The following is a 13,062-nucleotide window of genomic DNA, read 5'->3' as shown; positions in this document are numbered from 1 at the left end:
GGGTGCCGCCCATGGGTATGCTCCCACCCTCCCCCGCCTACAAGCCTGGTGAGGTGCCGGTGCTCTTTCTGCACGGCACACTCGGCTCGCCGGGGAATTTCGCCCACCCGGCGCGCGCACTCGCCAACCGGGGGCGGCCATTTTTCGCACCCAAATATGGCGAGCACGGCACGAATTCCCTGGAGGATTCAACGCGCGAGCTCAGCGCCTACATGCGCTCACTGCAGGGATTGGGGGTGCAGCAGCTCGACATCGTGGGACATTCTGCGGGTGGTCTGCTCGGGTTGCGACTTGCTCACATGCACCCGACACTCGTACGCGGCCTGGTGGGACTGGGTGCGGCGTTCAAAGGCGTTCCGCGGAGCCTTCCACTGAATAAAGTTTCGCGGCCGCTGCTGAGCCCGGTGGTGCGCTTCGTCGCTGGGCAGGTGTTCGTAGATATCACTGAGGCCCTGCCCGCGAGCGTGCCCGAGGGCTTAGAGCTGATCTCCGTGTATTCCACCGCTGACCTCATTGTGCCTGCGGCTTCAAGCCAACTGGGGCACACCATTGAGCTCAAAGGGGTCCGCCACGAAGAGCTTCCCCGGCAAACGCTGCCCATTTTGGAAGCGCTGGAGCAAATCACTCAGCGCTATGCTGCCGAGGCAGACGAACCTTAAACGTGGTGCCCTCGCCCAATTCACTTTCCACCTCGATGGTGCCGTGGTGTGCTTCCACCAGCGTCTTGGTGATCGCGAGGCCAAGCCCGCTGCCACCGGTAGCTCTGGCCCTGGAGGTGTCGGCGCGGTAGAAGCGCTCAAAAATGTGCGCTGCATCTTCGTGGCTAAGCCCAATGCCATCATCCGCAACCTCGATGCTGAGCCAACCGGGATCGTCCTGCGCCAACTGAATGGACACTTTTGCGTCTTCACCGCCGTGTTTTAGAGCATTCACGCTGAGATTGGTGAGCACCTGGTGGAGTCGAGCTGCGTCGCCTCGCACCACCGGGATCTCGGCGCACTCGCTTCGCACATCAATGCAACGCTCCGGGTAGGCGGCGCGCAGTGATGAGGCGACGGAAAGCGAAAGCTCGAGCATGTCCACGTCGGCTTCCTCAAAGCGCGAGCCTTCTGCCCTGGTGAGCGCCAGGAGGTCTTCCACCAGCACGCTCATCCGGCTGGCCTCGGCCTCGATTTTCTCTAGCACCAGTTTGGCGTCGTCGGTTGCACCGGATCGGTAGAGCTCCGCGTATCCCTTCACACTGGTCAAGGGGGTCCGCAGCTCGTGGGAGGCGTCGCCCACGAAGCGCCGCATCTGTTCCTCTTTGCTTTTCAGTTCCACGATGGAACCCTGCAGCCTTTCGAGCATCACGTTCAGCGAATGCGATAGCTCCCCCACCTCAGTATTGTCCGCCCCTTCGGGCACCCGCCGGTCCAGGTCACCAGAGGCGATCGCCTTGGCGGTCGCTTCGACTTCCCGCAGGCGCCTGAGGGCGCGATGCACGAGGAAGAAGGCAAACAGCGCGGTGATGAGCAGAACCGAGAGTCCAATCACCACCTGACCGGTTGCAAGCCTTTGCAGAATCACCGACTCTTGGGTGATGTCTTTGGCCACCACCGTGGTCACGCCATTGTCGATTTGCGCGAGCACTCGCCAATGCGTCTCTGAACCGTCCTTCGACTCGACCGTGATCGGCCCGCCGCCTGGCTGAATCTGCTGCAAATTCGGGGCGGATTGGTGCTCATTGAATTCCAGCGCCGAGCCATCAGGGAAGATCTTGACCGCGTAGAAATCTGTGGGCGGGCGCGTTGCCACGTTCCCCGAATCATTAAAGAGTGAATCTTGGGAGGCCCATCCGCCCAGACCACGCTCCAGGTCGGCGTCGATACGCGAATACACAAGCTCCACCATGGTGCGATTCACCGCCACCGAGCTCGCCGCCAGCCCCATCCCGGACACCACCACAATGATGATGATGAGCCCAAGCCTGAGAGGAATTTCTTTTGCTTTTCGACGCCCCACCTCCGGCACCCACTTCCGCTTCTTAAGGGGCTCCTGGATCACAGCCCTGGCGTAAGGGTTTGCAACGCTCATGCAGCACTACTTCCGAGGCTTGCGAAGCACGTAGCCCACCCCGCGGACGGTGTGGATCAAGGGCATGTCGGTGGTATCCACCTTCCGGCGCAGATAGGAGATGTAACTCTCCACCACGTTTCCGTCTCCGCCGAAGTCGTAGTGCCACACGTTGTCCAAAATCTTAGCTTTGCTCAGCACGACCTCGGCATTGATCATCAGGTAGCGCAACAGATTGAACTCGGTTGGCGAAAGTTCCACCACTCGCCCGGCTTTGGTTACCTCATGGGTGTCGTCGTTGAGTGTGAGATCGGCATAGGTCAACGTGGCATCGTCCTGGGGCTCTTCCACGTGATTGCCGCGGCGCAGAATCACCCGGAGCCTCGTAATCACCTCCTCCAAAGAGAACGGTTTGGTGACGTAGTCATCCGCCCCGATGGTCAAGCCGTGAATCCTGTGTTCCAGGGCGTCCTTTGCGGTCAAGTACAGCACCGGCCCGTCCAGGCCCGCGCTTCGCAACTTTGGCAGCAGCTCAAAGCCGTCCATGCCCGGCATCATCACGTCAAGAATGAATGCGTCCGGCTGAAATTCCTGGGCTACCTCCAGTGCCTCGTCCCCGGACGTAGCGGTGGCCACCTCAAAACCCTGGAACTTCAGGGAAACGTTGAGCAGCTCCACGATGTTGGGTTCATCGTCGACGACCAGTACTCGGGTGGCTTTTTCGTTCATCGAGGGGTGCTCTCCTAGGTTGGGGTGCCGTGTATTGAAGTATTGGCTCAAGCTAACTCCCGTTGGCTGTGAGTTCGCTGTGAGGCTACGCAAGATTGCAGCATAATCGGTTAGGGTTGCCCTTTGTGGCTTCTTCACAAACACCCAACCGATGGGTCTTTCTCGGCGTCATCTCCTGCGGCCTGCTGCTAATCAGCGCGGATAATTCGATCCTGTTCACCGCGCTTCCCGCCCTACGCACCAAGCTGCACATGAGCGAGCTGGAGGGCCTGTGGGTGTTAAATGCCTATTCACTGGTCATCTCCGGCTTGCTTCTGGGAACCGGCACTCTTGGAGACCGGATCGGCCATCGCCGCATGTTCGAAATCGGCCTCATCATCTTCGCCGGGGCCTCGGCCTTGGCTGCGGCCTCCCCAAACGTCGCGGTGCTCATCGCCGCCCGCGCGCTCCTGGGCATGGGTGCTGCGGTGATGATGCCCGCAACGCTGGCGCTGCTGCGCATCACATTCGTGGACGTGCAAGAGCGCAATGTTGCCATCGCCATTTGGGGCTCAGTTGCCACCATCGGCGCAGCGGCAGGACCGGTGCTCGGGGGCTTTCTCCTCGAACACTTCTACTGGGGTTCAGTTTTTGTGGTGAACATTCCGGTAGCTCTGGCAGCCTTGATCGCCACTTTCATTCTCGCACCAGCGAATGTGAAACACCCCGGTAGTCGCTGGGATCTGGCAGCCTCTATCTTTGCCATGCTCACCATGACCGGACTGGTGCTCCTGATCAAAGAAATTGCCCACCCCGGGCTGTTGTGGCTGGGCATCCTGTTCACGATCCTCGGTTCAATTGCGTTCTGGCGGCGAAATGCCTCCCTGCCCGAACCACTCATCGCCATGGACATCTTCCGAAGCCGCCTGTTCAGCGCCGGCGTGCTCACCGCGTTGTTCACCATGTTCGCGCACTCGGGGGTCATGCTCGTCACCACCCAACGCTTCCAGCTCACCGAGCATTTCTCTCCTCTCCAAGCAGGAATGCTCACCGGCGTTGCCGCGATCTCCGCCTTTCCCACATCACTCATCGGCGGTTTTATACTTCACCGAATCGGATTCCTCCCGCTGATCTCAGGCGGACTCACCATCATGGCTGCGGGCTTTGGACTTTGTTACCTGGCGGCCTCGAATTCCATTTTCCCGCTGTTCGTACTCGGAATTATCAGCGCAGGCGCAGGTTCGGGGTTCGCCATGTCCGTTGCCTCCACCGCCATCGTTGGATCCGCCCCCAAGCAACGCTCCGGCATGGCATCGGCCATCGAAGAAGTCTCCTACGAGTTCGGTGCTCTCATTTCAGTCTCCGTATTCGGCACACTCTTAGCCGCAATCTACACCCGCAACAGTGGCCTAGAAGCCAACTTCGCGGGGGCAATCGATGCCCCCGCCCTCGATTCCTCGTTTGTTTGGCTGCTCGGCTTCGCTGCAGGTAGCACACTCATCGGAGCAGCCACTACAGGATGGTTGCTCAGAAACAACCCGAAGGACACTGCGTATGCGCACGAGTGAACGTCGAAAAGCTCGGTGACGTAATAAGCTAGTGCGGTCAATGCCAACTAACCCTCGGAGTTTTGTTTTGACCGCCCCAACACACCCCGTGGACGCCGTCCCCTCAGCGCCCAAACTCGCAGCGCTGGGCCTCCAACACGTGCTCGCCTTCTACGCCGGTGCCGTGATCGTGCCACTGCTGATCGCAGGCTCACTGAACCTCGACACCGCCACCACCATCCACCTCATCAACGCAGATCTCCTCACCTGCGGCCTAGCCACCATCATCCAGTCCGTCGGGTTGGGCAAACACATCGGCGTGCGACTGCCAATCATCCAAGGCGTCACCACCACCGCCGTAGCGCCGATCATCGCCATCGGACTCGGGGTCAGCAACGGCGAAGGCGGGGTGGAATCGCTGCCCACCGTCTACGGAGCCGTCATCGCCGCAGGCCTCTTCACATTCTTCGCCACCCCAGTGTTCGCGCGGTTCCTCAAATTCTTCCCGCCCGTGGTCACAGGCACAGTCCTGCTGGTCATGGGCACTTCTTTGCTCGCCGTATCCGCCAACGACTTCGTCAACTATGCCGATGAGCCACTCGCGCGCGACCTGGCCTACGGTTTTGGCACGCTGCTGCTCATCGTCCTCGTCCAGCGATTCTTCAAAGGATTCCTGGGCACCTTGTCAATCTTGATCGGCCTCGTCGCGGGCACGCTCGTGGCGCTCGCACTCGGCGATGCTTCTCTTTCCGCGGTTGGCGAAGCCAGCGCATTCGGCATCACCACCCCCTTCTACTTCGGTGTGCCACAATTCAACGCCGGAGCCGTGCTCTCCATGATCGTGGTCATGATCATCACCATGGTGGAAACCACCGGCGACGTCTTCGCCACCGGCGAGATTGTGAAGAAGCGCATCCGCCGCGGTGACGTGCAGCGAGCCCTGCGCGCCGATGGCTTGTCCACCTTCCTCGGCGGCGTCATGAACTCCTTTCCCTACACCTGCTTCGCGCAAAACGTGGGGCTCGTGCGCATCACCGGCGTGAAGTCGCGCTGGGTGGCGGCCTCCGCCGCTGGATTCATGATCCTGCTTGGACTTCTGCCCAAAGCAGGTGCGGTGGTTGCGTCCATTCCGCACCCCGTTCTCGGCGCCGCATCTTTGGCACTGTTCGCGAATGTGGCATGGGTTGGCCTGCAGACCATCGCCAAGACCGACCTCAGCGACAATCGCAATGCCGTCATCGTCACCACCGCGCTTGGGCTCGCGATGCTCATCACCTTCAAGCCTTCCGTTGCCGAAGCGATGCCAGAGTGGACGCGCACCTTCGTCTCTTCGGGCATGTCCATCGGCGCGATCACCGCGATCATCTTGAACCTGCTCTTCTTCCACGTTGGCCGCCAGTCGGGTTCCGATGTCGCCCGGACCTCCAACGGCGGTGTGTCCCTTGATGAGCTGAACTCGATGGAGCGGGCGGAGTTCGTCGAAACGCTCGCACCGCTGTTTAATGCCCAGACGTGGCCGCTCCACGACGCCTGGGAATCGCGCCCATTCTCCGACATCAACGACCTGCGCGAAGCCATCCAGGTTGCGGTGCTCACCGGCGTGTCCGAGCAGCAGGCCGCGCTCATCCGCGACTACCCGGACATGGCCGAGCTGCTGACCACGGAGACGAGCGCCGCCCGCGGCTCCCTGAACCTCGAGGACCTCGACGATGTCCAAACCGCCCAGCTGCTCGACCTCTCCGCCGCCTACCGCGAACGCTTCGACCTCCCCTTCGTCTCCTACCTGGGAACAAACGATTCCATCGACACGGTGCTCGAAGCCGGGGTGCGCCGTCTCGCCAACTCCGATGCCCAGGAACGCCGCACCGTCCTCTCCGAAATCATCGAGATCGCCAACGACCGCTTCGACCTCCTGCTCGCCGACGCCAACCCCGTCCGCTCCGCCTGGGACCGCAAATTCACCGAAGTGGAGTAGCAAGCTTTTCGACGCCGGGGCCGCCTCGGGTCCCCCCCCCACCCCGGGAGGGGAGTGCGCTACCCCCTCGGCATGATGCCCCTTCCCGCACCGAAACCCCGGCACCAAGCTGCTTTCCACACCAAATCCCGCACAGCGCCGGGGGAAAACGCACACCACGCACGCCCGTTCCACCGGCACAACACCTCACCTCGCACCGAAACCCCGGCACCAAGCTGCTTTCCACACCAAATCCCACCCAGCGCCGGGGGAAAACGCACACCACACACGCCCGTTCCACCGGCACAACACCTCACCTCGCACCGAAACCCCGGCACCAAGCTGCTTTCCACACCAAATCCCACCCAGCGCCGGGGGAAAACGCACACCACGCACGCCCGTTCCACCGGCACAACACCTCGCCCCGCACCGAAACCCCGAACTACTCGATCCACTCCCACCTCTGCCCGAATTTCAAGGTCTTCCAAGTCCAAATTGGGTCTCGCACTTCCTTAGGCATCTCCCCTCCCCGTATGAAAGCCTCCAGCACGTCGAGTATTTTCTCGAAGTACCGCTCCACCATGTCGCTGGTGAAGCGAAGCACCCGGAATCCTCGAAAGCCTGCGGAGATGTCTTTCCAGCGGTCGATTTCGAACTGTTCGAAGGTTTCGCTGCGTCCGGTGTCGGCACGGTGGTAGGTTTCCCCGTCGATTTCGACGATGATTCGCCGCCGGGTGTTGACGCCGTCGTATCGATACGGCCCTACCCACGCGTTGTGCTCAAATTTGAGGCCCCTTTGAGCTGCGGCTTTGAAGAATTTTCTTTCGGCGTGGGAGTCGCATCCGATTTGTGCTTGCTCCAGCGCATGCATCATGCTCGCAGGTTTGTGGCGCACCGCTTTCCGGTCTTGAGCTAGTCGACGTCCCCCGTTTTTGCCTTCGTACGCCCGCTCTAGGAAGGCGCGTCGCTCGTCGGCGCTGGTGTTTGTGTGCTCGCGGGATAGGGCTCGAAGCGGTGGTTGTTTCTTGCGGAAGTCATTGCAGCGCGTTTCAAAGATTTGAAAGTATTTGCATTTCATTACGGCTTTGTTGCGTGGCACTTCGATGATGAGGGGGAACGTCAGTGCTTGGCCCTGGGCTTGTTCGTGGGCGGTTTTTCCGGCTGTTCTGCAGCGGGGTTTGATCTGGTGGAGGGCTTGGAGGACGTTGTCGGGGGTGGGTTCTTGGTTGAGGTAGTGACCGCGGTAGATGCGGAAGAGTTTGCCGTGACGGAGGGCGTTTTGGATTTGTCGGCGGTTGATACCGCGAAGGCGGAGCTGGTTTGTTGTCCAGAGAGTGTTCATACTCTACTTAGACGCAAAACGGAGCTCCGCCGGTTCCGGCCTTCAGCGAAAACTTAAGGCTTGGGGATGTTGCGCAGGTTGGAGGCCGCCAGGTCGAGCATGTGGCCGACTCCGCCGTCGAGGACGGTTTTCACGGCGGACTTGGAGAAGCCCATCATTTGCTCGATGGTGATGTTTGGCGGGATGGACAGGGCGTTGGGGTCCGTCACGATGTCGATGAGCACTGGCCCTTCGAGGGCGAAGGCGTCGACAAGCTGTTGGCGGGCACGGGCTGGATCGGTGATGCGCACGTGTGGGATGCCCACTGCGGCGGCGATGGCGGCATAGTCGACGTCTTCGTGGTCGGTGCCGAACTCGGGCAGGCCTTCCACCATCATCTCCAGCTTGACCATGCCCAGCGAGGAGTTGTTGAACACACAGATTTTGATGGGCAGTTCGTGCAGCTTGACGGTGAGCAGTTCGCCCATGAGCATGCCCAGTCCACCGTCGCCGGAGAAGGACACCACCTGGCGATTGCGGTCAGCCGCGGATGCACCCATGGCCATTGGCAGTGCGTTGGCCATCGTGCCGTGGCGGAAGGAGCCGATCATTTCGCGCTGCCCATTGGGGGTGACGTAGCGCGCGGACCACACGTTGCACATGCCGGTGTCTACGGAGAACACTGCGTCGGGCGCCGCGATTTCGTCGATGATGTTGGCGACGAATTCGGGGTGGATGGGGGTGTGGTTTTCCACGTCGTGGGTGTAGGCCTCGACCACGTTGGAGAGCTTCTTGTGGTGTTCCTTGAGCATCTTGTCCAGGAACTTGCGGTCGGTTTTCTCCTCGACGTGCGGGAGGATGTTTTCGATCGTTGCGGCAACGTCGCCCACCACCGGGTAGGAGATGCGGGTACGTCGGCCGATGCGCTGGCCGTCGATGTCCACCTGTGCGACGTTCTTCGATGGGAGGAAGTCGTTGTAGGGGAAGTCGGTGCCCAGCAGAATCAGCAGGTCGGCGTCGTTGGAGGCGTCGTGGCAGGCGCCGTAGCCGAGCAGGCCTGACATGCCCACGTCGAATGGGTTGTCGTGCTGGATGTACATTTTGCCGCCGAGCGCGTGTCCCACGGGCGCTTTGATTTTTTCGGCGAGCGCCAGAACTTGTTCGCGGGCATCTTTGCAGCCTGCGCCGCAGAAGAGGGTGACGGTCTTGGCTTCGTTGATGGCTTGAACCAGGGCGCCGGCTTCTGCGGGATCCGGGTACACCACGGGCTTGCCTTTGGAGATGACGGATTCGGCGAAGCCCAGTTCAGAGGCGTCTTGCATGGTGATGTCGCCAGGAATTACCAGAACGGAGACACCTTTGCCTGCCATGGTGGATTGGATGGCGTGGTGGAGGATCACTTCGCCTTGTTCGGGCGAGTTCACCATCTCGCAGTAGCCCGAGCATTCTTGGAAGATTTGCTGCGGGTGTGTTTCCTGGAAGAAGGAGGAGCCGATCTGCCGCGACGGGATGTGGCTTGCGATGGCCAGCACCTTGGCACCGTTGCGGTGGGCGTCGTAGAGCCCCTGGATGAGGTGGGTGTTGCCGGGGCCGCAAGAGGCCGCACACACGGCCAGTTCGCCACTGACCAGCGAGTCTGCTTCTGCTGCGAAGGCCGCAGCTTCTTCGTTGCGTACGTGGATCCATTCGATGTCTGAGGTGCGTACGGCGTCTACGATGGGGTTAAGGCTGTCCCCGACGAGCCCGTAGATGCGCTTGACGCCCTGGCGCTCGAGCGCCTCAACAATCTGGTGTGCAAAAGTTTTTGCCATAGGTTTACCTTTCTGGTTTTGCTCTTAAGTGTCCGCAAAAAGTAAAAACTTTGCAATATTTCCTGCTCTTGCCTTGCTTTTCGACGTCCCACGCCCATCATCCCCAAGTGCAGTAGGCTGTGAGAAACCATGGTGAAAATCTTGCGCTTTGATCATTTGGCAACGCTGCGCCGCAGGCAGCAGCACTCGCCTCACAATGCCACCATTGACGTCGCGGCGGCTCCCCCACTCGCGCCGCTCGCGCCGGTCAATCTGAGTGATCGCTCGGAGATAACGGCCGCTTTGGATGTCTCTGCCCGCATCGGGGCGCTGCTAATTATCGCGGGCACCCCTAACGGTGATGCTGAGGAGCAGGTTCGCTCTCTGGCTGAGTCTTTTGGTGTGTGGAACTGCCATGTGGATGCCACGCACCAACGTATTCGCCTGTTCACTTCCGTTGGTGGTCAGCAGGGTGTGCAGGTGGTGCACATCATCAAGCCTGAGGCGCAGAACTTCCGCAAGCTCACACTTGTAGACAAGCTCATTCGGGATATTCACACTGGTCGCGCCGGACTCACGGACGCCATCGTGCGCCTGAATGCTATCGAAGCGTCGAAAGAACGCATGGGCGATTTGGGTGTCATTGCTTCCTGGGCGACGATGAGTTTGGGCGTGTCCATGCTCATCGGTGGCGATGTCCCGGTGCAGATCATCTCTACGATGGTCGCTGCGGTGATCATGTGGCTTTCCATGGTGTTGGGAAAGCAGGGTTTACCGCTGTTTTATCAAAACACTGCCGGCGGTGTCCTAGCGGCGATCGTCTCTACCTATGCCTATCACCTGGGAGGACAGTTTGACATCAGTTTAAAGCCCTCCATTGTCATCTCCACGTCGATCGTGGTGATGCTGGCTGGACTGACGTTGTTGCAGGCGTTCCACAATGGCGTCACCTCTGCACCGATCACGGCAATGGCCAGGCTTTTCGACACCATGATGATCACCGCCGGCGTAGTCGCGGGTGTCGGTATGGGCATTGCTATCTCTGCATATTTAGGCCTGCAGCTTCCACCAATGGAAACGGCCCCCGTGCCGAACTTCGCGTCCACCGCAGTGACGATCTTGGGCGGCACGACCGCTACCGTGGGCTTTTCCCGCGCGTGCTTTGCCGATTGGAACACCACGATCATCGCTGGCGCCACCGCCCTGTGGGGTTCGCTGGTATATAACTTTGTCCTGCTTCCGGTGGGGATTGAAGGAATGTCCGCAACGTTCGGCACGGCCGCGGTGATCGGCCTGACCGGTGGTTTATTGGCTCGCCGTTTCCAAATTCCTCCGCTAATCATCGCCATCGCCGGAGCGACTCCCCTACTTCCTGGCCTTTCGGTGTACCGAGGACTCTACGGGCTTATGCACGAGCAACTTCTCGCTGGCTTCGCTGGGCTCGTGTACGCCATTGTCACCTGCACAATGTTGGCCGCTGGCATCGTCTTAGGGGAATGGGTCGCGCGTCTTTTGCGCAGGCCACCGAAGATGGCTACGTACAAACAATTGGCGAAAAAGATGGTTCGCACAAGGCGAGCACAAATTCAGTTCGGGGTGCGAACACAAAAATGAGCTGGAGACGAGACTTGAACTCGCAACCTACGGTTTACAAGACCGTTGCGCTACCGATTGCGCCACTCCAGCACGTGCCTTCAAGGGCACGGCTCAACACAGTACCGGATTGGGTGGCAAAGTTGCCAAAAGCAACGAATCCGGGGTGGGTTGCTAGTGTTCGCAGTACATGTTCGTGGGAGAGAAAGGAAGGGGCGCGCTGATGTCACTCGCAGATACGATTCGTAGGCTCAGCAACCGCAGTGGCCGCATCGCAACCATCGACGCCGTCAAGGCAGCACCCCCGCCTTCCCCGCTGGCCCCGATTGATCTCACTGATCCGGTGCAGGTATCGGCCGTGATGGAGTTAGCGGCGCGTATTGGCGAAATTCTGCTTTCCTCCGGTACCTCGAACCATGACACAAAGGCACAAATCCACGCTGTGACCTCTGCCTATGGATTGCACTACGCGCACGTTGATATCACACTGAACACCATCACGATCTTCACCAGCATCGGCACCATCAATAAGCAGCCGGTGAGTGTGCTGCGCGTGGTGCGCACCATGACCACGGACTTTTCAAAGCTCATCGAGGTGGACCGCCTGATCCGCTCGATTCAGGCCGGCGCTACCCCGCCCGACGTCGCGGAGAAAATTCTCAGCGGGATCACCAGCTCCCCGCCCTCCTATGGTCGCATCACTTCCCTCTTGGGCTGGGGAATGTTGGGAGCGGCGGTATCGGTGATGGTCGGCGGCAACTGGATCGCTGCGATTCTGTCCTTTGGCCTGGTGATCATCGGGGTTGCTGCTTCAATCTTGTTGGGCAAGCGTAGGCTGCCCGTGTTTTTCCAAAATGCTTTGGGCGGCTTAGTGGCTACGGCGCCAACTGCCGTGGTGTACGCGATCACCAATCACTTTGGTATTGAGTTTATCCCTTCCCATGTGGTTGCGGGCGTCATCGTGGTGTTGCTGGCGAACCTTTCATTGGTCCAGTCCATCCAGGACGGTATTACAGGTGCGCCGGTCACTGCGAGTGCTCGCTTCTTTGAAACTATTTTGCTCACGGGTGCGATCATCGCCGGGGTCGCTGCCGGCATCCGTTTCGCGGAGGTCGTCGGCATCTCTCTCCCGCCTTTAGAAGCGGCTGGTGAAACCAGTTATGTGGATTACACCGTGCGCGTCCTCGCTGCAACGGTAGCCGCGGGGGCTTTTGCCGTGGCGTGTTTTGCCGAGGTTTCATCGGTGGTGGTGTCTGTGCTGACGGGTGGCACTGGTGCCCTGATTTATTATTTTGCGCTGCTGCCGCTTGGGGTCTCCCCGGTGTTTGCCTTCGCGGTTTCGGCCACCGCCATTGGTTTGGCGGGCGGTCTTTTGGCCCGTAGGTTCCTGGTGCCCCCGCTGATCACCGCGCTTTCGGGAATCGCTTGGATGCTGCCTGGGTTGCCCATGTATCGCGCAATGTATGCAGCGCTCAACGATCAGATGCTGCTGGGCTTCACTAACATGGCGGTGGCATTGTCTACCGCCTGCGGATTAGCAGCGGGTGTGGTCTTTGGCGAGTGGATTGCCCGCAAATTGCGTCGCCCGCGCCGTTTCCACGCCTACGCAGCTATTCGACGCACCGGACGCAGCGTCCGCCATGCAACCCAGGTGATCGCCCCGAAGCGCACCCATAGCAAGCCATCGCGACAATCCTTGCGGCGATAGCGTAGAATTTTAACGTTGCACTGCCCTAAAGCACCGAGGAAGGACACGTCTTGCCACCTAAGGTTACGGATACCAGGAATACCTCTGCGGAGGCGCTGCACGCAGTGGAGGCGGAAACCGCTGCGGCTGCTCGTCGCGTGGTAGCCAACTATGCCGAGGATTTCTTCGATGGCGTCACGTTGATGTGCATGCTCGGCGTTGAGCCTGAGGGGTTGAGTTACAAGAAGGTTGCTGAGGAGCGCGAGGAAGCCAAGCCCAAGAAGGCAACCAAGAAAGCCACGAAGAAGGCCACCAAGAAAACGACGAAGAAGACCACCAAGAAGGCTGCAAAGAAGAGCACGAAGAAGACCACGAAAAAGGCCGCCAAGAAAACCACTAAGAAGGCCTAA

The 13,062-nt window shown here is 60.0% G+C and carries 10 protein-coding genes and 1 tRNA gene; 6 read left to right on the top strand and 5 right to left on the bottom strand.

Going from position 1 to position 13,062, the window contains the following annotated elements; translation table 11 throughout:
• Nucleotides 1-11: 11 nt before the first annotated feature.
• Nucleotides 12-659 (top strand): alpha/beta hydrolase, encoded by a 648-nt coding sequence (locus CGERO_RS01830; RefSeq protein ID WP_245998858.1) that lies wholly within the window; start codon nucleotides 12-14, stop codon nucleotides 657-659.
• Here the strand turns inward: CGERO_RS01830 and CGERO_RS01825 are convergent.
• Together CGERO_RS01825 and CGERO_RS01820 are read right to left on the bottom strand one after the other, a co-directional pair.
• Nucleotides 622-2,073 carry a sensor histidine kinase gene (locus CGERO_RS01825; RefSeq protein ID WP_123933207.1) on the bottom strand — a complete coding sequence of 484 codons (1,452 nt, stop codon included), beginning with the start codon at nucleotides 2,071-2,073 and terminating at the stop codon, nucleotides 622-624. The two genes, CGERO_RS01830 and CGERO_RS01825, sit on opposite strands and share 38 nt — an antisense overlap.
• Nucleotides 2,074-2,079: 6 nt before the next feature.
• Entirely contained in the window at nucleotides 2,080-2,781 is a 702-nt protein-coding gene (locus CGERO_RS01820; protein WP_123933206.1) for a response regulator transcription factor, read from the bottom strand.
• Between the two features lie 116 nt (nucleotides 2,782-2,897).
• Here CGERO_RS01820 and CGERO_RS01815 point away from each other — a divergent pair, with 116 nt between their 5' ends.
• Together CGERO_RS01815 and CGERO_RS01810 are read left to right on the top strand one after the other, a co-directional pair.
• The gene (locus tag CGERO_RS01815) at nucleotides 2,898-4,328 is read left to right on the top strand and encodes an MFS transporter (protein WP_377018085.1); all 1,431 of its coding nucleotides are present in this window, start codon (nucleotides 2,898-2,900) and stop codon (nucleotides 4,326-4,328) included.
• A 67-nt stretch (nucleotides 4,329-4,395) separates the two neighbouring features.
• Nucleotides 4,396-6,282, top strand: a complete 1,887-nt coding sequence (locus CGERO_RS01810) for a solute carrier family 23 protein (RefSeq protein WP_425455488.1) — start codon at nucleotides 4,396-4,398, stop codon at nucleotides 6,280-6,282.
• Nucleotides 6,283-6,703: 421 nt separating this feature from the next.
• On the opposite strand, the gene CGERO_RS01805 is transcribed toward CGERO_RS01810, so the two are convergent.
• Together CGERO_RS01805 and CGERO_RS01800 are read right to left on the bottom strand one after the other, a co-directional pair.
• Nucleotides 6,704-7,603 (bottom strand): type IV toxin-antitoxin system AbiEi family antitoxin domain-containing protein, encoded by a 900-nt coding sequence (locus CGERO_RS01805; protein ID WP_123933203.1) that lies wholly within the window; start codon nucleotides 7,601-7,603, stop codon nucleotides 6,704-6,706.
• A 53-nt stretch (nucleotides 7,604-7,656) separates the two neighbouring features.
• A complete protein-coding gene (locus CGERO_RS01800) occupies nucleotides 7,657-9,393 on the bottom strand; it encodes a pyruvate dehydrogenase (RefSeq protein ID WP_123933202.1) in 1,737 nt (578 codons plus the stop codon).
• A gap of 129 nt (nucleotides 9,394-9,522) precedes the next feature.
• Between CGERO_RS01800 and CGERO_RS01795 the strand changes: the two genes are divergently transcribed.
• Complete coding sequence (locus tag CGERO_RS01795) at nucleotides 9,523-10,986, top strand: threonine/serine exporter family protein (RefSeq protein ID WP_123933201.1); 1,464 nt, start codon at nucleotides 9,523-9,525, stop codon at nucleotides 10,984-10,986.
• On the opposite strand, the gene CGERO_RS01790 is transcribed toward CGERO_RS01795, so the two are convergent.
• A tRNA-Thr gene (locus CGERO_RS01790) sits at nucleotides 10,986-11,058 on the bottom strand. The genes CGERO_RS01795 and CGERO_RS01790 overlap by 1 nt on opposite strands.
• A gap of 130 nt (nucleotides 11,059-11,188) precedes the next feature.
• Between CGERO_RS01790 and thrE the strand changes: the two genes are divergently transcribed.
• Both thrE and CGERO_RS01780 read left to right on the top strand, forming a co-directional pair.
• Entirely contained in the window at nucleotides 11,189-12,673 is a 1,485-nt protein-coding gene (gene thrE, locus CGERO_RS01785; protein ID WP_123933200.1) for a threonine/serine exporter ThrE, read from the top strand.
• 50 nt (nucleotides 12,674-12,723) lie between these two features.
• A complete protein-coding gene (locus tag CGERO_RS01780) occupies nucleotides 12,724-13,062 on the top strand; it encodes a hypothetical protein (protein WP_123933199.1) in 339 nt (112 codons plus the stop codon).

The sequence above is a fragment of the Corynebacterium gerontici genome, from assembly GCF_003813985.1.
GTDB classification, from domain to species: domain Bacteria; phylum Actinomycetota; class Actinomycetes; order Mycobacteriales; family Mycobacteriaceae; genus Corynebacterium; species Corynebacterium gerontici.
Note: the sequence above shows the minus strand (reverse complement) of the source record. Positions and strands in the feature narration are given on the sequence as shown.

Bases quoted from the DNA above. Each gene is read 5' to 3' on its own strand.
- CGERO_RS01830 (WP_245998858.1), top strand. From the start codon at position 12: ATGGGTATGCTCCCACCCTCCCCCGCCTACAAGCCTGGTGAGGTGCCG.
- CGERO_RS01825 (WP_123933207.1), bottom strand. From the start codon at position 2,073: ATGAGCGTTGCAAACCCTTACGCCAGGGCTGTGATCCAGGAGCCCCTT.
- CGERO_RS01820 (WP_123933206.1), bottom strand. From the start codon at position 2,781: ATGAACGAAAAAGCCACCCGAGTACTGGTCGTCGACGATGAACCCAAC.
- CGERO_RS01805 (WP_123933203.1), bottom strand. From the start codon at position 7,603: ATGAACACTCTCTGGACAACAAACCAGCTCCGCCTTCGCGGTATCAAC.
- CGERO_RS01800 (WP_123933202.1), bottom strand. From the start codon at position 9,393: ATGGCAAAAACTTTTGCACACCAGATTGTTGAGGCGCTCGAGCGCCAG.
- CGERO_RS01795 (WP_123933201.1), top strand. From the start codon at position 9,523: ATGGTGAAAATCTTGCGCTTTGATCATTTGGCAACGCTGCGCCGCAGG.
- thrE (WP_123933200.1), top strand. From the start codon at position 11,189: ATGTCACTCGCAGATACGATTCGTAGGCTCAGCAACCGCAGTGGCCGC.